General features: G+C 71.2%; 24 protein-coding genes. 5 read left to right on the forward strand and 19 right to left on the reverse strand.

What is annotated here, in order from left to right; translation table 11 throughout:
- Positions 1 to 61: 61 nt before the first annotated feature.
- From D9599_RS12750 to D9599_RS12840, 19 genes are all read right to left on the reverse strand, one after another.
- Positions 62 to 2,599, reverse strand: coding sequence for an ATP-binding protein (locus tag D9599_RS12750; RefSeq protein WP_198381605.1), 2,538 nt, complete (start codon positions 2,597 to 2,599; stop codon positions 62 to 64).
- Complete coding sequence (locus D9599_RS31950; protein ID WP_198381606.1) at positions 2,596 to 3,291, reverse strand: response regulator; 696 nt, start codon at positions 3,289 to 3,291, stop codon at positions 2,596 to 2,598. Before D9599_RS31950 ends, D9599_RS12750 begins: the two co-directional genes overlap by 4 nt.
- Positions 3,288 to 4,355, reverse strand: a complete 1,068-nt coding sequence (locus D9599_RS12760; RefSeq protein ID WP_198381607.1) for a chemotaxis protein CheB — start codon at positions 4,353 to 4,355, stop codon at positions 3,288 to 3,290. Before D9599_RS12760 ends, D9599_RS31950 begins: the two co-directional genes overlap by 4 nt.
- The gene (locus D9599_RS12765; RefSeq protein WP_198381608.1) at positions 4,352 to 5,425 is read right to left on the reverse strand and encodes a chemotaxis protein CheW; all 1,074 of its coding nucleotides are present in this window, start codon (positions 5,423 to 5,425) and stop codon (positions 4,352 to 4,354) included. The genes D9599_RS12760 and D9599_RS12765 overlap by 4 nt, the downstream gene beginning before the upstream one ends.
- Positions 5,426 to 5,499: 74 nt before the next feature.
- A complete protein-coding gene (locus D9599_RS12770; protein WP_198381609.1) occupies positions 5,500 to 6,300 on the reverse strand; it encodes a CheR family methyltransferase in 801 nt (266 codons plus the stop codon).
- Between the two features lie 24 nt (positions 6,301 to 6,324).
- Positions 6,325 to 6,651 carry an STAS domain-containing protein gene (locus D9599_RS12775; protein WP_043834772.1) on the reverse strand — a complete coding sequence of 109 codons (327 nt, stop codon included), beginning with the start codon at positions 6,649 to 6,651 and terminating at the stop codon, positions 6,325 to 6,327.
- An 83-nt stretch (positions 6,652 to 6,734) separates the two neighbouring features.
- Positions 6,735 to 7,160, reverse strand: coding sequence for an ATP-binding protein (locus D9599_RS12780; RefSeq protein WP_198381610.1), 426 nt, complete (start codon positions 7,158 to 7,160; stop codon positions 6,735 to 6,737).
- Positions 7,161 to 7,231: 71 nt separating this feature from the next.
- The gene (gene phoB / locus D9599_RS12785; RefSeq protein WP_043834770.1) at positions 7,232 to 7,945 is read right to left on the reverse strand and encodes a phosphate regulon transcriptional regulator PhoB; all 714 of its coding nucleotides are present in this window, start codon (positions 7,943 to 7,945) and stop codon (positions 7,232 to 7,234) included.
- Between the two features lie 10 nt (positions 7,946 to 7,955).
- Entirely contained in the window at positions 7,956 to 8,687 is a 732-nt protein-coding gene (gene phoU / locus D9599_RS12790; RefSeq protein ID WP_198381611.1) for a phosphate signaling complex protein PhoU, read from the reverse strand.
- Between the two features lie 16 nt (positions 8,688 to 8,703).
- Positions 8,704 to 9,486, reverse strand: a complete 783-nt coding sequence (pstB, locus tag D9599_RS12795) for a phosphate ABC transporter ATP-binding protein PstB (protein ID WP_198381639.1) — start codon at positions 9,484 to 9,486, stop codon at positions 8,704 to 8,706.
- A gap of 155 nt (positions 9,487 to 9,641) precedes the next feature.
- The gene (gene pstA / locus D9599_RS12800) at positions 9,642 to 10,532 is read right to left on the reverse strand and encodes a phosphate ABC transporter permease PstA (RefSeq protein ID WP_198381612.1); all 891 of its coding nucleotides are present in this window, start codon (positions 10,530 to 10,532) and stop codon (positions 9,642 to 9,644) included.
- A 5-nt stretch (positions 10,533 to 10,537) separates the two neighbouring features.
- A complete protein-coding gene (gene pstC, locus D9599_RS12805) occupies positions 10,538 to 11,446 on the reverse strand; it encodes a phosphate ABC transporter permease subunit PstC (protein ID WP_198381640.1) in 909 nt (302 codons plus the stop codon).
- A 99-nt stretch (positions 11,447 to 11,545) separates the two neighbouring features.
- Positions 11,546 to 12,592, reverse strand: a complete 1,047-nt coding sequence (gene pstS, locus D9599_RS12810; protein ID WP_198381613.1) for a phosphate ABC transporter substrate-binding protein PstS — start codon at positions 12,590 to 12,592, stop codon at positions 11,546 to 11,548.
- Between the two features lie 202 nt (positions 12,593 to 12,794).
- Entirely contained in the window at positions 12,795 to 13,220 is a 426-nt protein-coding gene (locus D9599_RS12815) for a hypothetical protein (RefSeq protein WP_198381614.1), read from the reverse strand.
- Positions 13,221 to 13,234: 14 nt separating this feature from the next.
- Entirely contained in the window at positions 13,235 to 13,537 is a 303-nt protein-coding gene (locus tag D9599_RS12820) for a YqjD family protein (RefSeq protein WP_043834761.1), read from the reverse strand.
- A gap of 136 nt (positions 13,538 to 13,673) precedes the next feature.
- A complete protein-coding gene (locus D9599_RS12825; RefSeq protein WP_198381615.1) occupies positions 13,674 to 15,380 on the reverse strand; it encodes a sensor histidine kinase in 1,707 nt (568 codons plus the stop codon).
- A 185-nt stretch (positions 15,381 to 15,565) separates the two neighbouring features.
- Positions 15,566 to 15,724 (reverse strand): NepR family anti-sigma factor, encoded by a 159-nt coding sequence (locus D9599_RS12830; RefSeq protein WP_375373048.1) that lies wholly within the window; start codon positions 15,722 to 15,724, stop codon positions 15,566 to 15,568.
- Positions 15,725 to 15,777: 53 nt separating this feature from the next.
- Positions 15,778 to 16,410: a sigma-70 family RNA polymerase sigma factor gene (locus D9599_RS12835; protein ID WP_232480459.1), complete on the reverse strand. Its 633-nt coding sequence runs from the start codon at positions 16,408 to 16,410 to the stop codon at positions 15,778 to 15,780.
- Between the two features lie 121 nt (positions 16,411 to 16,531).
- On the reverse strand, positions 16,532 to 17,059 hold the full coding sequence (locus D9599_RS12840) for a sigma-70 family RNA polymerase sigma factor (protein ID WP_198381618.1): 528 nt from the start codon (positions 17,057 to 17,059) through the stop codon (positions 16,532 to 16,534).
- A 132-nt stretch (positions 17,060 to 17,191) separates the two neighbouring features.
- Between D9599_RS12840 and D9599_RS12845 the strand changes: the two genes are divergently transcribed.
- From D9599_RS12845 to D9599_RS12865, 5 genes are all read left to right on the forward strand, one after another.
- Positions 17,192 to 17,908, forward strand: a complete 717-nt coding sequence (locus D9599_RS12845) for a response regulator (protein WP_198381619.1) — start codon at positions 17,192 to 17,194, stop codon at positions 17,906 to 17,908.
- A gap of 130 nt (positions 17,909 to 18,038) precedes the next feature.
- Positions 18,039 to 18,302: a hypothetical protein gene (locus D9599_RS12850; protein WP_198381620.1), complete on the forward strand. Its 264-nt coding sequence runs from the start codon at positions 18,039 to 18,041 to the stop codon at positions 18,300 to 18,302.
- Between the two features lie 86 nt (positions 18,303 to 18,388).
- The gene (locus D9599_RS12855) at positions 18,389 to 18,550 is read left to right on the forward strand and encodes a DUF1328 domain-containing protein (RefSeq protein ID WP_043834752.1); all 162 of its coding nucleotides are present in this window, start codon (positions 18,389 to 18,391) and stop codon (positions 18,548 to 18,550) included.
- A 30-nt stretch (positions 18,551 to 18,580) separates the two neighbouring features.
- Positions 18,581 to 19,240 (forward strand): hypothetical protein, encoded by a 660-nt coding sequence (locus D9599_RS12860; protein WP_198381621.1) that lies wholly within the window; start codon positions 18,581 to 18,583, stop codon positions 19,238 to 19,240.
- A gap of 83 nt (positions 19,241 to 19,323) precedes the next feature.
- Positions 19,324 to 21,180 carry an ABC transporter ATP-binding protein/permease gene (locus D9599_RS12865; protein WP_198381622.1) on the forward strand — a complete coding sequence of 619 codons (1,857 nt, stop codon included), beginning with the start codon at positions 19,324 to 19,326 and terminating at the stop codon, positions 21,178 to 21,180.
- Positions 21,181 to 21,185 lie beyond the last annotated feature (5 nt).

A 21,185-nucleotide genomic window follows, 5' to 3' on the forward strand; every position in this document is an offset into this window, starting at 1 on the left:
GGGAATCACATTTGGGGCTTCGCAACTTTTTCCTAGCCGCGTGGCGGACTCGCCATGGTGGTCAGCCCTCCCCGGCCAGCCCATCGGGTTCGAGCAGCAGCACCGGATCACCATTTCCGAGGATGCCGACGCCGCCGACGCCCGGCAGGCGGGCGATCGCGGGGTGCAGCGGGCGGAGGAGGATGTCGGCGCGGCGCTCCACCCGATCCACGCCGAGGGCCAGCGCGCCGCCCGCCGCGCGCACCACCACCACCGCCCCCGTGGCCGCACCGGGCAGGCCGAGCAGCGGGGCCAGGGGCAGGACGGCCTGGCCGTCGCCCTCCTCTTGCAGCACCGAGTCGACCCTTGCCGCCGGCAGGGCATAGGGCTGGCCGCCGACGGTGACGAGCAGGACGGAGAGGGTGGCGGCGGTGAGCGGCAGGCGGAGGGTAAAGCTCGTGCCGCGGCCGGGGGTGCTCGCGACCTCCAGCGTGCCGCCGGCGCGGCGGGCGGCGTCCTGCACCACGTCCAACCCGACGCCGCGGCCAGAGGTCTCGGTCACGGTCGTGGCGGTGGAGAAGCCGGGGCGGAAGAGTAGCGCCTCGACGGCGGCGGGGGAGAGATCCGGGGCCTCGGCCGGCGCCACTAGGCCGCGCTCCACCGCGCGGGCGAGGACGCGGTCGTGATGAATGCCGCAGCCGTCATCCGAGACTCGGACGCGGATGCCACCCGTCCGGCGCGCGGCGGAGATGCGCAGCAGGGCCCGGGCAGGCTTGCCGTAGGCGCGGCGCTCCTGCGGGGGCTCGATCCCGTGATCCACGGCGTTACGGACGAGGTGGAGGAGCGGATCGGCGAGAAGTTCCACGAGGGAGCGGTCGATGGCGACATCTTCTCCCTCCAGCACCACCTCGACCTCCTTGCCGGCGGGCTGGGCAACGGCGCGAGCGACGCGGGGCAGGCGCGCGAAGAGAGTGCCGATGGGAACGACGCGGAGTTCCATCACCGCCTCGTCCAATCGGCGCAGGGAGAAGGACAGGCGGCCCTCCGCCTCTTCCAGCGCGTCCTCGAAGCGGCGGAGATGGTCGGCCAGCTCGGTCAACTCCCGTCCGGCGGCGCCTTCCAGCCGGCCGGCCAGCACGCCGAGCCGGGCGATGGCGGCGCGGGGCGCGCTCTCGCGCAGAGCCTCGGCGAGGGAGAGGGAGGCGGCGCGGACCTCGGATTCAAGGGAGATGAGGCCGTCGATCGTCTCCTGCCGGACGCGCATGGTGCCGCCGGAGGCGGTGGCCGGGGCGTGGGAGGCCTCCTCCTCGGCGGCCGAGAGTGAGAGGAGGACGCGGCGGGAGGGGTCGGCCGCCGTTGCGGCACGCGAGAGAGCCTCGAGTTCCGCGCCGCTGGCGAGGAGGAGTTCGAGCAGGGGCGGGCTGGCGCCGGGCAGCGTGCGGCTGCCGAGGATATCGGCCTCCGGACGCAGCGCGTCGGCGATCGCGGCCTCCAGCGCCTCCCCCTGTCCCATCGCGAGGCGCGCGACATAGAGGCGGGCCCCCGCTTCGAGAGCGGCGGCGGCGCGGGCGCGGGCGGTCTCGCTGAGGAGGGGGAGAAACCCTTCTGGGATGCGGGGATCGGCCACCGTGGAGCCGGCAAGCGGCGCGGGGCCCTTTCCGGCCTCGCGTATTGCCTCCGCCAGGGCCGGGCCGCGGGTGGCGAGGAGGGCGGCTGCATCGGGGTCGGCCGCACGGTCGGCGAGGTCCTCGAGCGCGAGAAGGGTGCGCTCCAGGCGCTCCTGGCCGAGGGCACAGGCGGCGGCGGCAGCTTCCCGCGCCGCCGCGGCAAGGGCGGAGTGCCCGTCGGGCGGATCGGCCAGGGCAGCCGCCCGGATGGAAAGGCCGGCGGTGTCGATCAGCGCCGCCTCCGGGGGTACGGCGGGCGGGATCGCCTCGGCCCCGGCCGCTTCCTCGGCGCGCGCACCGAGAAGAGCGAGGCGGCGGCGGAGGCGGCCGAGAGCGGGAAGCGCGGCGGGGGTGCCCGCGGCTTCAGCCAGGTGGCCCAGGGTTTCCGCAAGGGCAGGGAGGCGGATCAGGCGGGCGCCGGCGGCGAGGTCCGCGGCCTCGGCGCGCGCGCCGGGGTCCGCGGTTGCCGCCAGGGCGGCGAGGGCCGGAGCGGCAGCCGCGCAGCGGGAAGCGAAGGCGCCAAGGAGAGGGTCGGAAAGGACCGGCGGCGCGGCGGCCTGGCTGGGGGGAGACGTGGAGGTAGCTTCGCCGAGGCCGGCGAGGCGGCGGAGGAGCGCGGGGTCGGCCGGCGCGTCGGCATGGGTCTCCAGCACCCGCGCCCGGAGGCCGCGGAGCGAATCGACCGCCGTCATCAGCCCCTCCGCTACCTGGCCGGCGACGACGAGGCGGCCGGCGCGGGCGAGGCCGAGCAGATCCTCGCAGCCATGCGCGGTATCACGCATGCCGCCAGCGCCGAGGACGGAGGCCATGCCCTTGAGGCTGTGGAAGGCGCGGAAGAGGGTGTTTACCCCCTCCCCCGCCAAGCCCGGGGTAGAGAGGAGGCGCTCGATCGTGTCGAGATGCTCCTCCGTCTCGGCGGCGAATCCCTCCCAGAGGGCGGCGTCGTCGATCATGGCGCCAACCCGACGGCGCGGCGGGCGGCGCGGCGGATGGCCTCGCCCTGGCGCTCGCCGAGGTCGGGCGAGAAGGCGCCGGAGGGCTTGCCGACGACGGCGCTGGCGCCTAGCCGCCGCGCCTCCACCGCCACCTCACCACCAGGCACCGCGGCGGAGGAGACGACGACCATGGCGCCGCCGCCGCGCAGCGCCCATTCCCGCAACACGGCCAAGCCATCGAGCACGGGCATCTCGATATCGAGCAGGGTGAGGTCGGGCGCGTGCTCGGCCAGGCGGGTGAGCGCCTCGCCGCCATCTGCGGCCTCGGCCACCACCGTGAAGGCGGGATCGGCGGAGAGCGCCTCCCGCAGGAGGCGGCGCATCATCGCGCTGTCGTCCACCACGAGGATGCGGACGGGCGCGGGTCCCGGCGAGGCGAAGGGCAAGTCGTGGCCGGCGGCGGCGACCGCGCGGGCATGGGCGGCAAGGGCGGCGGCCGTCGCCGGGGCATCGAAGGGCTTGGGCAGAGGGTCGAGGGCGCGCAGGGCAGCGGTGAGGGAGGCGATCCCGGCGCCGGCGGACATGCCGCGCAGGGCATCGAGCGCCCGGCGGCGGTCGCGCTCCTCCGGCGCGGCGGCGAGGCTCGCCGTCGCGGCCTCCCATTCGGGAAGGAGCAGGGCGAGGAGCTCGGGGTCGAGGGCGCCGCTCACGCGATGCTTCCCAGGATACGGCCCGCGGCGCGCGGGGTGGTCAGGGCGTGCAGGCGGGCACCGAGGGCGGCAGGGGTGCCGGTGCCGGTGGCGAGGCCGGCCTCGATCACGGCGCCGGGCATTCCCGCGACAACGCAGCTTTCGAGGCTCTGGGCGAGCACGGCCATGCCGCGCTCGCGCAGCGCCGCCGCCCCCGCGGCGCCGTCCCGCCCCATGCCCGTGAGGACGATACCGATTCCCCCGCGCGCGACGAGGGCGGCGGAGCGGAAGAGGGTGTCAGCGGAAGGATGCACCACCCCCTCCCCCTTTCCGAGGCGCAGCACGAGGCCGCCGCCGGCGGCGCGGGCGAGGTGCCCGTCGGTGCCGCCGGGGATCACGGCCACTGTTCCCGCCGCGAGTGGCATGCCGTGGGTACCGAGCGCCACCGGCAGCCTGCTGCGTGCAGCAAGGTGGCGAGCGAGGTCAGGGCCGAGGTCGGGGGGCATGTGCTGGGCGATGACGACCGGCACCGCGAGGGGACCGGCAGCGGCCAGCAGCGCCTCCAACGCCTCAGGACCGCCGGTGGAAGCGGCGAGGACGACGACATCGGCGGTACCCGGCAAGTTGCCGGCCGCCTCGGCGGCAATGGGCGCGCGGAGCGGCGGGGCGGCGCGCGCGACGGCCGGTCGCTGCCCCGCCCAGTAGCGGAGCCGGCCGCGCAGGTCGCGGTCGATCTGGGCGAGGTCAAGGCTGCCGAGGGAGGAGCCCTTCCACAGCACGTCCGCCGCCCCGGCGCCGAGGGCGGCGAGAGCGTTGGCCGAACCGTCCCGGGTGTGGTGACTGACCATCACCACCGCCGGCGGGTCCGGCAGGGCGACGAGCCGGCGGGTGGCCTCGATGCCGTCCAGGCCGGGCATCTCGAGGTCCATCGTCACGACATCCGGGCGGAGGTGGCCGGCGAGCTCGAGGGCGGCGGCCGCCTCGCTGGCCTCGCCCACCACCTTCAGGTCGCCCTCCGCCTCGATGATGCGGCGCAGTGCCATCCGCATGAAGGCGGAATCGTCCACGACGAGGACGCGGATCATGCGGCGCGGCCCCTGGCGAGCGCCTCCGTCAGCGCACGGGCGCGCAGCAGGGGCGTGGGCTTGTCGTCGAGGTGCAGAACGGCGACGACCAGCCCCTCCCCGGCCACGGGGGCGATGTCGGCCTCCGGCACGGCGCGCAGACCGGCCACCGCGGAGACGGCGAGGGCCGCGGGGCTGGGGCCGGCCAGACGAAGCAGTGGCAGCGGCTGCCCGCGCCCGAGGACCGGCCCTTGGCCAAGCCGCGCACCGGCATCGAGCACGGGCAGCACGTCGCCGCGATGCGCCACGATGCCGGCCACGGGCTCGCCGCCACCGTTCCGCGGAACCTGCGGGGGAAGAACGGCGGCCACCTCCTCCAGCGGAAGGGCGAAGCCGGCGGCGCCGGCGCTGGCCAGGAGGACGTGGCGGCGCGGCACCTCCCGCGCGGGTTCGGGCACGCGCGCGAGGGGGGCGGCCGCGAGAAGCGCGGGGCGCGCGAGGGCCGCCGGCAACGCGGGCGCGGCGGTCATGGGGGTGGCGCCCCGGCAGGGCAGGCCGGTTTGCCGGCCGGCGGAGAGCATCACGGCGAGGAGCGGCGCCTCCCCCGCGTCGCCGCCGAAGGGTCGAGGGTCGAGGACAAGGACCGGGCCGACGGGGGTCCAGGCGAGGCCGAGCGCCTCGGGTGGCGCATCGGGCGCCGGGTGGAGCAGCGGCATGGGCAGCAGGCGGGAAAGGGCACCGAAGGGCAAGTCGAGCGCGGCGGGGACCGGCCCCGGCAGAGAGAGACGGAAGCCCCCGCGCGCGGGGGCTTCCGCCGGCACGGTGGGGCCGGGTGCCTCTTCCGGCTGGGAGAGGCGCAGCCGCGCGGGCGGGTAGGCGGACGCGGGAGCCAAGGGGGCGCCGGGCGGGGGCTCGGCCAGGGCGTCCCCGCCGAGGAGCAGGGCGCCCTCGGCCTCTGGTACCAGTACCCAGGCGGCAGCCGGTCGAGCGGCGCCGGGCAAGACCCAGGCCGGCACCGCACTCGTGCCGAGCAGCCCGACAAGCAGCCCGCCGCCGCCGCCAGGGACAGGGCGGAGAATGGGGGCGTCCATGGCGGAGGCACCCTCCGGCAGCCGAAAGACTCGGCCTCCGGCCCGCAGCCCCGCGGGGATCGTGTTCCCCGGCCTCATTTCCGGCGCCAGGTGCCGGGCGCACCGGCCTCGGGTCTGAGGGGCAACTCGGGCCCAGGGGCGTCGGTGGGGCCGAGCAGCAGCAGGCCGCCGGGCAGCAGGTGGTCGACGAGGCCGCGCAGCACCTCGGCCCGTGCCTGGGGAAGGAGGTAGATGAGCACATTGCGGCAGAGGATGGCGCCGAAGAGGCCCAGATCCTCCGGCAGGTCGAGGAGATTGGCACGGCGGAAGCGGGGCGCCGGGGCCAGCGGCTCGATCCAGTCGCCGCAGGGCCGGAAGCAGGAGCGGTAAGCGGGCGGCACCTCGCGCATCGGATCCGGCGGCCCCGTGCCGAAGCGCCCCGCGGCGGCGGCGGCAAGGGCGGGGCGGCAAAGGTCGATCCCGACGATCTCCGCCGGCAGCCCCGCCACGGCCGCGAGGACCGCGAGCGTCCAGGCCTCCTCCCCCGTCGCGCAGCCGGCTGAGAGAAGGCGGGGCGCACCGGGCAGCGAGGGCAACCGGTCGGCGAGCGCGGTGATCTGCGAGGCGGCGCGGAAGAGGCGGGTCTCCTGCACCGTTACGGCATCGAGCAGCGCGGCCCAGGCGGGCGAATCGAGGAGGGAGAGGGGGGCGTCCGCGGGGGGCGGGGCCAAGGCGGCGAGAAGCGGCACTGCGCCTTCCAGTCGCCGGCGCAGCACGGGGGATGGCGCGAGCCCGGCGAGCCGCGCCAGCACCCGCTCCGCCGCCTCCGGCGGGAGGCCGCGCGCGGGGGCGCCTGACGCTGCCTGCGGCTGCGCCTCGGCGGCGCCCGGCGGCATGGCCCCCGGCCTCGGGAGAGGTGGTCAGCCGCCCGCGAGCGCTGCGGCGCGCGTCGGGTGGGAGGGGATGATCTTGTCGAAGCCGGAAATCTCGAAGACCTCCTGCACGGCGGGCTGCAGGCCGCAGACAGAGAAGGGGACGCCCTTGGTCCGGGCCTGCTTCGCTGCCTTCAGCAGCACGCGCAGCCCGGCGGAGGAGACGTAGCGGACCCCCGACATGTCCGCCACCACGCCGCCGCCCTCGAGCAGGGCGACGAGCTTCTCCTCGGTCGCCGGGGCGGTCGCGGTATCGAGGCGGCCGTCGAGGGCCGCGACGGTCAGGGCGCCTTCCTTGTGCTCGGTGATCTGCATGGCGCTGGGGCTTCCCTGTCGGACCGGCGGCCGGATGCGGCGGCGGTCGGGTGACGAATGCGCGGCGATTGTGGCGCCTGGGCTCAGCCGGCGTCCAGAAGGGCCGTGACGCGGTTGAGGCCCCCGCGGCGCTCGTAGCTGACGCTCCGCGCGAGGGTGCGGAGGAAATGCACGCCGAGGCCGCCGAGGTCGCGCTCCTCCACCCCGGATGCGAGGTCGGGGGCGGCGGCGGAGAGGGGGTCGAAGGCGGGACCGTCGTCCTCGACCAGGAGGTTCAGGGCCGGGCCCTCGCGACGGACCTCCACAAGCAGGCGGGTAGCGCCGGTAGCGTGCATGGCGACATTCGCGGCCAACTCCTCCGCTACGAGAACGAGGTGCTGGGCATTGCGGGGCGAGAGGGCGTTGGCCTCGGCGAAGGCCTCCAACTGGTCAAGCAGGGCGGGGACTGCTTCCACCGCGGGCGGCATCTCGTGTCGCATCGCCGCGATGTCCGACTCCGGCCCCTGCACGCCTGTCCACCCCCCTGCCGCGGCGGGCAGCCTAAAGCGGCGGCCGGGAGGGGAACAGGGGGAGGCCCGGCCTATTCGACGTCGAGCGCGTAGCCGGCGCTGCGGACGGTGCGGATCACATCCCCCTCCGCGTCGCCATTCACGGCCTTGCGGAGGCGGCGGATATGCACGTCCACCGTGCGCAGCTCGACATGGATGTCGCGGCCCCAGACAGCATCCAGCAGTTGCTCGCGCGAGAAGACGCGACCGGGATGTTGGAGAAAGAATTCCAGCAGGCGGTACTCGGTGGGGCCGAGATGGAGGTTGCGGCCGGCACGCGTCACGCGGTGGGCGTCCTGGTCCATGGAGATATCCTGCCAGGTCAGGGCGCCCTTGGTCGCCGGCCCCGAGGCCCGGCGCATGAGGGCGCGGATTCGGGCCAGCAGCGCCTCGATCGTGAAAGGCTTGCCGATGTGGTCGTCCGCACCTGTGTCGAGCGCCCGGACGGCGTCGGCCTCCTCGGTGCGAGCGGTGACCATGATGATCGGCAGGTCGCGCGTCTCGGGGCGGCGGCGGAGCTGGCGGCAGACCTCGAGGCCGGACATGGCCGGCAGCATCCAGTCGAGCAACATGAGGTCGGGCTTGGCCTCGGCAACGCGGATCAGCGCCTCGGGCCCGTCGGTCGCCTCCTCCACCCGGAAGCCCTGCTTCTCGAGGTTGTAGCGCAGCAGGGTGAGGAGCGGCGCCTCGTCCTCCACCACGAGGATGGTCGGGCGCTGGTGCTCGGGGAGCGACGCCGATCTCATCCCCAACTTCTCAGGCCCCCGGTGTCGGTGGCAGGTCGGCGGAGATGTCCGCCTTCGGGCGGTCCTCCGGCAGCACGGCGCCGCGCACGGCGTAGTGCACGGTCTCCGCGATGTTCGTCGCGTGGTCGCCGATGCGCTCGAAGTTCTTTGCGATGAAGAGCATGTGGGTGGCCGCGGTGATGTTGCGCGGGTCCTCCATCATGTGGGTCAGCATCTCGCGGAAGATGCCGGTGTAGATGTCGTCCACCGGGGCGTCGGCAGCCCAGACGCGCTCGGCCAGCTCTGCGTCCTCGCGCAGGAAGGCGTCGATGCTGTCCTTCAGGTTGCGCTGGACCATCTGCGCCATCCACTGGAAGCCGTTGACGCCGCCGAGGAAGGGCTGGCCGGAGACGATGATGGCGCGCTTGGCGACGTTGCGGGCGTAGTCGCCGATGCGCTCGATGTCCTGGCTGATCTTCAACGCCGCGATGATGAAGCGGAGGTCGCCGGCCATGGGCTGGCGCAGCGCGAGGAGGCGCACGCAGAAGGCGTCCACCTCCCGCTCCAGCGCGTCGATCGGGGCGTCGCGGCCGACCACCTCGCCGGCAAGTTCGGAGTCGCGGCGGACGAGCGCATAGGCGCTGTCGGCCACCTGGCGCTCAGCGAGGCCGCCCATGCGGGCGATCAGCTCGCGAAGGCGACGGAGGTCTTCTTCATAGGACTTCACGGTGCGATCCGCCTGTCGGTCCGGGTGTTGGTCCATGGCTCGCTCCCCTGCCCTAGCCGAAGCGGCCAGTGATGTATTCCTGGGTGCGCTTCTGGCGCGGCGCGGTGAAGAGGTCGGCGGCGGGCGCCACCTCCACCAGTTCGCCCAGGTAGAAGAAGGCCACCTGGTCGGCGCAGCGGGCGGCCTGCTGCATGTTGTGCGTGACGATGGCGATGGTGAAGTCGCGCTTCAGCTCGTCGATCAGCTCCTCGATTTTGAGGGTGCTGATAGGGTCGAGCGCGCTGGTCGGCTCGTCGAAGAGGATGACCTCCGGCCGCACCGCGATGGTGCGGGCGATGCAGAGGCGCTGCTGCTGGCCGCCCGAGAGGCCCATGGCGGAGCTGTTCAGCCGGTCCTTCACCTCGGGCCAGAGGGCGGCACGGGTGAGCGCCCATTCCACGCGCTCAGCCATCTCGGCGCGGTTGAGGTTCTCGTGGAGGCGGATGCCGAAGGCGATGTTCTCGGCGATCGTCATCGGGAAGGGCGTGGGCTTCTGGAAAACCATGCCGATGCGGGCTCGAAGCGCGTTCAGGTCGAGGGCGGGGTCGATGATGTTCTCGCCGTCCATCATCACCTGCCCCTCGGCGCGCTGGCCGGGATAGAGACTGTACATGCGGTTCAGGATCCGCAGCAGGGTGGACTTGCCGCAGCCCGAGGGGCCGATCATGCCGGTGACCTGGCGGTCCGGCAGATCGAGGGAGATGCCCTTCAGCGCCTTGTTCGTGCCGTAGAAGAAGTCGAGGTCACGGATGGCGATGCGGGCGGGGTTCATGCCCGCGTTCGAGCGCACGGCCATCCCGCCGAAGCTGCCGGAGGAGGACTGCACGGCCGCCTGGGCCGTGGCGCCAGCCTTCTGCGCGGCAAGGCCGGTCTGGGCGGCATTCGCCGGCATCGGGCTCAGGGTGCCGGCGTTGGGGGCGGCGCTGCCGGTGGTCTGGTTCATGGGCTTTCCTATCCGCGGGCGCGCAGCACGGCGCGGGCGACGATGTTCAGGCCGAGCACGCCGAGGGTGATCACCAGTGCGCCGGTCCAGGCGAGCGTGATCCAGTCCTCGTAGGGCGAGCCAGCGTAGGAATAGATCGTGATCGGCAGGCTCGACATCGGCTGGGAGAGGTTCACCGACCAGTTGAGGTTACCGAGCGAGGTGAAGAGCAGCGGCGCCGTCTCGCCGGCGATGCGGGCGACGGCCAGCAGCACGCCCGTGAGAATGCCCGAGACCGCGGCCCGCCAGCATACGAGGACGATCATCTTCCACTTAGGCGCGCCGAGGCCGATCACCGCCTCGCGCAGCGTATTGGGCAGGAGGCGCAGCATGTCCTCCGTCGTGCGGACGACGACGGGGATGACAATAATGGCCAGCGCCACCACTCCCGCCCAGCCGGAGAAGCCGCCGAAGGGCAGGACGAGGAACTGGTAGACGAAGAGGCCGATGAGGATCGAGGGCGCGGAGAGCAGCACGTCCGAGACGAAGCGGACGACGTTCCCAAGACGCGAGTTGCCCGCGTATTCCGCGAGATAGGTACCGACCAGCAGGCCGACGGGCGTGCCGACGAGGGTGCCGAGCGCGACCTGGATGAGGCTGCCGACGATCGGGTTGAGCAGCCCGCCGCCCGACCCCGGTGGCTTCGTCACGTCGGTGAAGACGCGAAAGGAGAGGCCGCTGGCGCCCTTCCAAAGCAGGGTGGCGAGGATCGATACGAGGAAGAGCAGGCCGAGCAGGGTGGCGAGGGTGCAGAGGAAGCGGATCGTCGCGTCCATCCGCGCCCGCCTGCGGCCGAGGGCGGCGGAGGCGCGGAGGTCCTTGGCGCGGCCCGGGACCGAGGAAGCGGTGGTGGCGGACATTGGGCTCAGCTCCCCGTGCGGGCGCGGAGCAGCCAGCGCGAGAGCGCGAGCACCCCGAAGGAGATGACGAAGAGGATGAAGCCGAGGGCGAGGAGGGAGGCGAGCTTGAGGCTGCCCGCCGCGCTCTCCCCGAACTCCAGCGCCACGAGGGAGGCGATGGTGTTGCCCGGCCCAAAGACGGAAGTAGCGATACGGTTGGCGTTGCCGATGACGAAGGTGACCGCCATCGTCTCGCCGAGCGCGCGGCCAAGGCCGAGCATGATGCCGCCAACGACCGACACGCGGGTATAGGGCAGCACCACGCGCCGCATCACCTCCCACCGGGTGGCGCCGAGGCCGTAGGCGCTCTCCTTGTAGACGCCGGGGACCTGGAGGAAGACGTCGCGCATCGTGGCGGCGATGAAGGGCAGCACCATGATCGCGAGGATCAGGGCTGCGGTGAAGAGGCCCGTGCCGAAGGGTGGCCCCTGAAAGAGATCGCCGACCAGGGGCAACTCGCCGAGCGTGTCGATGATGGCAGGCTGCACGGTGCCGGCCATCAGCGGCACGATGAGGAAGAAGCCCCACATGCCGAAGATGATCGAGGGCACGGCGGCGAGCAGCTCGATGGCGGTGCCGACCGGCCCGCGCATCCAGGCGGGCGCCAGTTCAGTGAGGAAGAAGGCGATGCCGAAGGCGAGCGGCACCGCGAGGATGAGGGCGAGGATCGCGGTGAGCAGCGTGCCGTAGATCGACACGCCCGCGCCGTAGATGTCGCTGACCGGGTCCCACTCCGTGGAGGTCAGGAAAGCGGCGCCGAAGGCCCGGAAGGCCGGCAGGCCACCGAGGAACAGCTCGACGATGATGGCGCCGAGCAGCACGAGAACGAGCACCGCGGCGGCCCGGCACAGGCCGGCGAAGATCGCGTCGCCCATGCCCACGCCCCGCTTGGTCGCGGGGCGGGGTGGGGCGGCGGCTGCGGCATCGGCGATGACGACCTGGGCCACGCGGGGCTCCTTCTCCGGGTTGGCCAATCAGCCCGCCGGCCAGGCCGCCTGGCCGTTCACCTTTACCTCACCCCAGGCGGTGCGAACGGCATTCTGCACGTTCTCCGGCAGGGGGATGTACTCGAGGCTGCGGGCGAGTTCGCCGCCATTCTTATAGGCCCAGTCGAAGAAGCGCAGCACCGCGCGGGTGCGGGCGATGTCCGTCGGGTTGGTCGGCAGCAGGATGAAGGTGGGAGAGACGATCGGCCAGGAATTGGCGCCCTGCTGGTCCACGAGGCTGGCGGCGAAGCCCGGCACGGTCCAGTCCGCGTTCGAGGCCGCGGCCTGGAAGGTCTCCATCGTCGGCTTCACGTACTGGCCGGCCTTGTTGCGGAGCTGCGCGGTCGCGAGCTTGTTCGTGCTGGCATAGGCGTTCTCGACATAGCCGATGCCACCGCGGGTGTTGCGGACCGTGCCCGCCACGCCCTCGTTGCCGCGGGCACCCGCGCCCGTGCCCCAGCGCACCGAGGTGCCGGCGCCGACCTTCGACTTCCACTCGGCGGAGACGGCCGCGAGGTAGGAGGTGAAGACGAAGCTCGTGCCCGAGGCATCGGCCCGGTAGACCGGGGCGATCGCCAGGTTCGGCAGGGTGACGCCGGCATTCAGCTCGACGATCCGAGGATCGTTCCACTTGCTGACCTTACCGAGATAGATGTCGGCCAGCAGCTCGCCGGTGAGGCGAAGCTGGTCCTCGGCAACGCCTGGGATGTTCACGATGGGAACTACCGCGCCCATGACCGAGGGGAACTGCATGAGGTTGCCCTCGGTGAGCTGCTGCTGTGTCAGCGGGGCGTCGGAGGCGCCGAAGTCAACGGTGCGGTTGCGGATCTGGTTGATGCCCGCGCCCGAGCCCACGGATTGGTAGTTCAGCTCGATTCCGGCCGCCTTCGCCCCCTCGCCCCAGCGCTGGTAGACGGGGTTCGGGAAGGAGGCGCCGGCGCCCGTCACCTGGGCAGGGGCCTGGGCCAGGGCGGGCAGGAAGCGCCCGGCGGCAAGGGTGGCGAGGCTGGCGAGAGCGATGCGACGCTGGATCACCGTGTGATCTCCGAAGGTTCCGTGCCTGCCCCAGGGGTGGGGGCTGGCGGGCGCCTTCTAGGCACCACCGGCGACGCCTGCGTTGCACTTATATGACAGCTAGATGACACCCCCTGGCGGCAGAGCCGTCTGCAACGAAAAAGGCGCCTTCACGTGGAAGACGCCTTTCTCCTCTCATACCCGACGGCAACCGGGCCGCGATTCAGGCCCGGCGGTTGCCCCAGAGCTTCGGCCAGAGGGCAGCGAGTGCGATGCCCGCCACCGCCACCAGCGGCGCCGCCTGGGTGGTGAAGCCGGCAACGGCGGATTGCGCCGCACCCTGCAAAGCCACGTTGCGCACGGCCTGCGCTTCCATCTCCTCCCGCGGGGTGGCCTTGCGGGAGGCGAGGAGGACAAGAATGCCGGCGACCACGAGATCGAGCACCAGCACCACCACCGCGGAGACGATCGGCCCGAAATAGAGCAGCGCGGTGTGGAACAGAAGGACGTGCAGCATGGCGAAGGCCGCAAGGCCCATCACGCCGGCGCCGACATAGAAGCCGACCCGGGTGGCGGTGGCGCTTGCCTTCGCCTTCAGGCGCCGGCCTTCCGCCTGCGCCGCCATGCCGACCAGGCTGAAGGTCCGCATCGCGCCCCGCCCCTTCAGCGGCCGAGGATGCGGGCGAGGATGTAGCCGACGCCGGCGGCGATCAGCAGGGACTGGCCCGGGCGCTCGCGCACGCGGTCGGTCACGGCCTCGTACTGCACGCGGGTGGCGTCGGTCGCGCGGGCGGCATAGCCCTCGGCGGCGTCCATCGCCTGGGACATGTACTTCTGGCGGTCGGCGAGGAGTTCCTCGACCTGCTTGCGGAGTGCCGCAAGCTGCTCGCCCACGCTGCCGACCGCGTCGTTCACGGCGGCGGAAGCCTGGTCGAAGGTCTTACCGGCGTCGGTGTTCTCGCTCATCGATACTCTCCTCGGGACATGGTTTGGTCGGGGGGCAACGCGCCCCCGGGGGCGGGGTTGCGCGGCTGTCAGGGGATGGTTGCTTACTCGGAATGTTGAGTTGGGCGCGCGGCGAGGCCAGCCCCTCTCCTCCCTCTCAGCCCGACATCGTGCGCGGGGGATGGTTGTCGCGAATGGGGAAGCGGACCGTCCAGCAGGTGCCCCCGCCCTCCTCCGGCGACCGGCGCCCTCCGGTGAGTGGGCCACCGAGCTGCTTGGCGAAGCCCTCCATGAGCTGGATGCCGAGGCCGCGGGGACGTTCCTTGCGGTCGGGAATCCCGATGCCGTCGTCGCCGATGACCAGCGTGACCATGCCCCCCTCCTCCGACAGGCTAAGGCGGATGGTGCCGCGCATGTCGTCCGGAAAGGCGTGCTCCACCGCGTTGCCCACGGCCTCCGTCACCAGGAGGGAGAGGGAGACCGCCTGGTCGGTGGAGATGGCGATATCCGCGACCTCCAGCCGCAGCGCGAGGCGCTCGCCCGGCGATTCGTTATGCGAGGAGAACTGCTGGTTCGTCAGTTCGGTCAGGAAGGGGACGAGCGAGACCGTCTCGAAGGAGTGCTGCATGTAGAGGTGGCGATGCAGCGTCGCCAGCGCGCGCACGCGGTTGCGGGCAGCGAGGAACTCGGCCGTTGCCGCGGGGTCTCCAATCCGGCCGGCCTGAAGGTTGAGCAGCGAGGAGACGATCTGGAGGTTGTTCTTTACGCGGTGGTGGATCTCGCCCATCAGGGCGTCGCGCTGCTCGAGGGCCGCGCGCAGGTCGGCCTCGCGCCGGGCCAGGGCGGCGGCGGCCTCGCTGAAGGCCTGCTCCACTGCCCGCACCTCCCGCGGCTCCGTGCCCGCGGGGCTGACACGGAACGCGGCGCCCGGCCGCCAGCCGCGCACGCGGACCGAAAGCAGGCGCAACGGACGCACCATGGCGAGGTCCGCGCCCACGACGATGGCGGCGAGACAGGCGACGAGGAAGGTCGCCAATTCCATAATGCGTTGGATGAGGACGGTGCGCGCCGCTTCCCGCACCACACCGACGGGCTGCCCGACAATGAGGCGGAGACCTGGGTTCAGGCGGGCGCTGGCATAGGCGAAGTTGCCATGCGGGCCGTTCACCACCTGCCCCCCGTCATCCAACCGTTCCAGCATCGAAGGATCGAGGACCGGGCCCCCGGGGCCGCCGGGGGCCAGGATGCGGCCGTCGCGGTCCACCAGCCAAACGAGGCCGCCGCCCTCCCGCCCGCCACCCGCGGAGAGGGGCGAGAAGTCGCGGAGCGCGACCGTGCCCGCAACAGCCCAGCTGCCGCCCGGGTTAACGACGGGGCTCGGCGCGGGATTGCCGATAGGCTGGCCGCCCACGATGGAACCCGCGCCGGGCACTACCACCGGCAGCACAGGCAGACGCGAGCTGCCGCCGGGCAGGAAGCCGCCATAGACCGGGCTGCCAGCCTCAAAAGCCTCGTTCACTAGGGCCGCAAAATCGACGCCCGCTGGAATGGAGCCGCAGAGCGGGAGCGAGCCAGGAACGATGAGCGCGATCTCTCCGACATCGCCGGGATGGAGGTCGATCACACGGCGAAGGGCGGGGTTGCAAACCTTGGGCTCGTCGGTGGAGCGCGGATCCTCGCGCACGAGAGCGGCGAGGAGCGACTCGGCGGCACCGAGGGCCGCGCCGTAGCGCACCGCCATCAGCGTGCGGAAGCTCTCCACCGCACGCCGCCCCTCGGCAAGGGCGGCGCGGTGGTCCTGCAGAGCATTGGTGATGGCGATGGAGGCGACAGGAATGCCCGCCACCATCAGCAGCACGATCATTCGGCCACGGATTCCGCCGAGCACTGCTTCAAGCCAACGGCGGAACCAACCGGCGGGAAGGTTGCGGGCACCCCCGGTTGGAAAATACCCCCCGACAGGGCCTGCCGCACCCTGAGGTGCGGCGGATCGGGTGAAGTCAGGACCCGCGGCAGCGCCGGACGGGGACGTGTCGTCCGGCACCTGTCTCAGCTCTGCCCGCGATCCTGCTCGATGAGACGCAGCAACTCTTCCGGGATGGGCTCGCGCATCACGTCGTCGAACAGCTGATGGAGGCCGCGCTGCAGCCAGATGTCGAACGCAGCCTCGGGCGCGGCCTGGCCGCGACCGTTCGTGCCGGACTGCACGGGCTTCGACACAGCGCCCCCCGTTTTCGACTCTGGCTTACCCTCGTCCATCCTCAGACAGGGGACGCGTGCCCCACTCCGTTCTCGTCGCGCGCAGTATGACGGCGGGCGGCGCGAGTGGAAGAGGCAGACTTGCGAGCGGCAGAACGGGACTCAACCTGGGTCTCCACGCCGCGCTCCTCACCGGTGAGCCAGCGCTGGAGGGTCTGGCGGGCCCGGAAGACGCGGCACTTGGCGGTGCCGACGGCGCAATCCATGGCAGCGGCCACTTCCTCGTAGGACAAGCCCTGCACGGTCACCATCACCAGGGCGGTGCGCTGCTCGGCGGGCAGACGGCCGAGATGGCCGCGCAGTTCGCGCATCACCAGGCTGTCCTCCTGCGCGCCGGGGCGGGCGAAGGCGCTGCTCGGCACGTCGTCGATGTCCGTCGTCTCGCGCTTGCGGCGCACGTCGGAGATGAAGCGGTTCCGAAGGATGCGAAACATCCAGGCGCCGAAGTTGGTGCCGGGCATGAAGCTGTCCTTCGCGGCGAGCGCGGAGGTCACGGCAGCCTGGACGAGGTCATCAGCGTCGGAGCGGTTGCGAGTCAGCGCGAGGGCCTGAACCCGGAGCCGGGGCAGCGTGGTGACGAGCAGCTTGTGGAAGTCGGCAACGGTATGCGTGGCGCGGGCGGGCTGCTGGGTCATCGTGGTCTCGGCGGCGGTGTTCGTCATGGTGACTGTCCCTCGTCTCGATCTTCGCCGGACCAATGCGTGTCCCTGGAAATAGGTTACCAAATCCTTGTTCACGAAAACGGGGGCTTTGTTTTCAAGCCTCTGGCCCCGCTCCTTCCTCTTCCGGGCTGCCGTACTGGGCTGCCAGCGCCTTCCTGGCGCGGGAGAGCCGGGTTTTGAGCGTGCCGACCTGCACGCCCGCGACCCGGGCCGCGTCCTCGCCGGAGAAGCCGAGGGCGCCGACGAGCACCAGCGCCTCCTGCTGGTCGCGCGGGAGATGGGACATGGCGCGGGCGAGACCCATCACCTCCATGCGGTGCTCCTGCCCGGCCGGCGCGCCTTCCTCCACCGGCACGCGATCAAGGGCGCGCTTCTGCGCGGCGGCGCGGCGGCGGTTCTCGAACCAGGCATTGCGCAGGATGGAGAAGGTCCAGGCCCGCAGGCTAGTGCCGAGCTGCCATTGCCCCTCGTTACGAAGTGCGCGCAGCAATGTGTCTTGCACGAGATCGTCTGCTGCTGCCGGATCACGGGCGAGGAAGCGTGCGAAGGCCCGAAGATCGGGAAGCAGGCGGATGAGGGCAGGGCGGAACTCTTCGCCCACTGGGTCGTCCTGTTTCGTCATGAACCCGTTCAAAAGGGTGGCTTTGCGCAGGAATGGTCATCGTGCATGGACGCGGCGGCCAATGGACCCATCTATGGACTCGCCGGCCCGCCATTCGGGTGGCCCGGACGGGCTCTCGGAGGACTATCACGGATGAATGCGGTCTCGCAGGGGGAGTTGCTTCGCACCCTGCCCTTCGCACGGCGCTACGCGCGCGCCCTGACGGGCGGACAGGCACGCGGTGACGCGCTGGTGGCGCAGGCGCTGCGCGCCGGCCTGCCCTCCGACGTGCCGGTCGAGATCGCCCTCTTTGCCGGGGTGAGCCGGCTTGTTCCGGACAGCACCGGCGAGCACATCACCGCGAAGCAGCGCCAGCTGCTGCTGCTCACATCGCTGGAGGACCTGTCGCTCACGGATGCGGCGCGGGTGATCGACACGCCGCTGCCCGAAGCACGGCGGCTGCTCGATTCGGCGCGCGAGGCGCTGCGGGCGGTCGCGGCCACGGACATCATGGTGATCGAGGACGAACCGATCATCGCGATGGACATCCGCCAGCTGGTGGAGGCCTGCGGGCACAACGTGGTGGGTATCGCCAGCGGAGAGACGGAAGCGGTGGCCATGGCGCGGGACCTGAAGCCCGGCCTGATCCTGGCCGACGTGAACCTCGGCCCCGGTGGCGACGGGATCTCGGCCGTGCAGCGCATCCTGCAGGAGCAGGACACGCCGGTGATTTTCGTGACCGCCTATCCCGAGCGCCTGCTGACGGCGGACCGGCTGGAGCCGGCCTTCATCATCAGCAAGCCCTTCGAGCCGATGGCGCTGGCCATCGCAACCTACCAGGCGGTATCGGGTGGCGTTCCGCTGACCTGAGAACCCCTCCCGCACGAGACCGAAGGCCCGGCCGGGCAACTGGCCGGGCCTTGCGCTCGTTTCCATCGGTGGCCCGCACTGCATGGGTTGGAGCCCGCGAGGCGCGGGCGGTGGGAACAGGGAGGCATCGATGGACTGGGACCGTTTTGCCGGCGACTGGTCGGGCATGGGCGGCAGAATCCGCCAGCAATGGGGAAAGCTGACCGAGGAAGACATCAGCAAGGCCGGCGGGGACCGGGACATGCTGCTGGAGCGGATCCGCGAGCGCTACGGCGTCGGGCCCGATGAGGCGGAGCGGCAACTCGCCGATTGGGCCTCTTCGCGCGAGGCGGGGGATGCGAACCAGTCGGTGTCGACGAGCGGTGCGACCAAGGGGCAGAACGGAACGGTGTAGCGCGACGGCAACGGACCGTGGCCGCGCGGCAACCCCCGCCAGAGCTTCAACGTTGAGGCATCGCATCGCTCTCAAGGACATCGACCATGCTCTACTGGACCGTCATCTTCCTTATCATCGCGCTTGTCGCCGGCGTTCTCGGCTTCGGCGGCGTCGCCTCAGCAGCCAGCGGCATCGCGAAGATCCTTTTTGTCATCTTCATTATCCTGTTCCTTGTCTCCCTCGTCGCGGGACGCGGCTGGATCTGACACGGCGTCATGAACCGGCGCAGGGCATGCGTGACCGGCCTCGCGATACTTCTCGCGGGGCCGGTTGCTTTTCAGGGTTCCGTTTTGGCCCAGGGAACAATTGAGGGGACAGGTCGCCTCTGGTTCGACCCGACGCAGCTTCCCTCCTTCACGGGGGTAATCGACCGCTACCTGATCAACCCCGATGGAAAGACCGACCGGCTGCTGTTCCGCGAGGGACCGCAGGTGATCTTTCCGGAGAATGTCGCGGACGAGATGATGGCCGCGGTGTCGCCGGGCCACAGCATCGTCGTCTACGGGATTCGCGCGCGGCGGGCGCCGGCGATCACGATGCTGGCCTGGGCGAAGGACGGCTCCTCGGCACCTCATTTCGTGGAGCGGCCCACCTGGACCTTCCCGGCCTTCCACGCGGCGGATACCCGGCTGGAGGTCTCCGGCACAGTGCGGGCACCGCTGCTGACCGCACAGGGCGATTCGATCGGGGCGATCCTCGACGGCGGAGCCGTGATCCGAGTGCCGCCGGGCGTTGCGGCGGCGCTGGGCGACCGCATCTCCGTGGGCAAGACGGTGGCGGCGTCGGGTCGCGGTGCAGAGGTGCAGGACCGGGGAAAAGCGCTGGATGCCGACCGGATCGGGGAGGCTCCGGACAAGCTGGAGCCGCTGCCAGCGCCCGTGGACAAGCCGCAATGAGAGACATCCAGTGAGAAGAAACCGGCGGCCGATCAGGAGATGACGGTGTCGGGCGTGACGGGCGGGGACGGGCAGGACAGGGCGTGAGCGAGACGACAAGAGACGAGACGGCGGCCCATGCGGCAGCCGGGACAGCGCAGATCCAGACAGGGCCGGTCATGGCCTTCCTCCGCTTGGCCGGTGGTTATTTTCTGCGGGAGAAGGGTGCGCGATCCCTTGGGGCGGGGCTGCTGGCGCTAACGCTGTTGCAGATCCTCATCCAGATCCGCTTCAATCTCTGGAACCGCGATTTCTTCAACGCGCTGGAGAACCGCGACCGCGACGCCTTCCTCTGGCAGATGGTTCTCTTCCTCGGCCTGGCCGGGGCATCCATGATCACGGCGGTCTACCAGCTTTACGTGAAGCAGCTCGTGCAGCTGCGCTGGCGGGAGTGGCTAACGAAGCGGCTGCTCGATCTCTGGATGACGAATGCGCGCCACTACCAGCTCGAGCGCGCAGGGGAGAGCAACAACCCGGACCAGCGCATCGCGGAGGACGCGCGGCTGAGCGTGGACCTGGCGGTGGATTTCGCGACAGGCCTGTTCAACTCCGCCATCATGCTCTGCGCCTTCATCGGCATTCTCTGGACGATCTCGGGCGCGCTGAACCTGACAATCGGCGGGCGGGAAATCACCATTCCTGGCTACATGGTCTGGGCGGCGCTCATCTACGCGACGATCGGCTCGGTGCTCACCTTCTTCGTGGGGCGACCCATGGTGCGCCTGAACACGGAGCGGATGGCGAAGGAGGCGGATTTCCGCTTCTCCCTGGTGCGTGCCCGCGAGAGCAGCGAGGGTATCGCGCTGATCGGCGGCGAGTCCGACGAGCGGCGCGGGCTTGTGCAGACCTTCGTGCATGTCGCGACCTCGGTGCGCAACCTCATGCGCAGTCAGCGCAACCTCATGTGGCTGACGAGCGCCTATGGGATGTTGACCTCCGTCTTCCCGACAGTGGTGGCGGCGCCATCCTACTTCTCCGGCGCGATCACGCTGGGTGGGCTGATGCAGATCGGCTCCGCCTTCGGCTCCGTGCAGGCTTCGCTGAACTGGTTTGTGGACAACTTTCCGCGGCTCGCAGAGTGGCGCTCGAGCGTGGAGCGGCTGCTGAGCTTCCGCGAATCCCTGCGCGTGATCGAGGAGATGGTGGCTGAGCCGGACCAGCCGACGATCGTGCGCGTGGAGGAGCCGGAGGGCGAGGAGGAACGCGTGGCCTTCCGCGACGTGCAGGTGGCCTTCTCCAACGGCTCTGTCGTGATTGCTGAGGCGACGGCGAAAATTCGTGCCGGCGAGCGCGTGCTGGTGAAGGGTGAGTCCGGCACCGGCAAGAGCACGCTGTTCCGCGCCTTCGCGGGTATCTGGCCATGGGGCAGCGGCGAAATCTTTATGCCACCCCGCGACGCCACGATGTTTATGCCGCAGCGTCCCTACCTGCCGCTTGGCACGTTGCGGGGCGCGCTGTCCTACCCGAAGCCACCGGAAACGGTGACGAATGAGGTGGCGGCCGCGGCGCTGGCGCGCGTTGGCCTTTCGCACCTGGAGGAGAAGCTGGACGAGGACGGGCGCTGGGACCAGATGCTGTCACTGGGCGAGCAGCAGCGGCTGGGCTTCGCACGGCTGCTCATCCAGAAGCCCCGCTGGATCTTCATGGACGAGGCGACGGCTGCGCTCGACGAGGAGAACCAGGACGCGATGATGCGGCTGGTAGTGGACGAGCTGCCGGACAGTGCGTTGATCTCGATCGGGCATCGCCCGGGCCTGGAAGCCTTCCACGAGCGCACTCTCCACCTGCAGCGCGGTCCAGAAGGTGCGAGGTTGGCAATGCGGACGCCGGCGCGCGTGCTGAAGACGCGCAAGATCAAGATCCGGAATCCTTTCCGTCGGCGGGCGCGCGTCACAGTGTAAGGCGG

The sequence above is a fragment of the Roseomonas sp. KE2513 genome (assembly GCF_016107305.1).
In the GTDB taxonomy this organism is placed as follows: domain Bacteria; phylum Pseudomonadota; class Alphaproteobacteria; order Acetobacterales; family Acetobacteraceae; genus Roseomonas.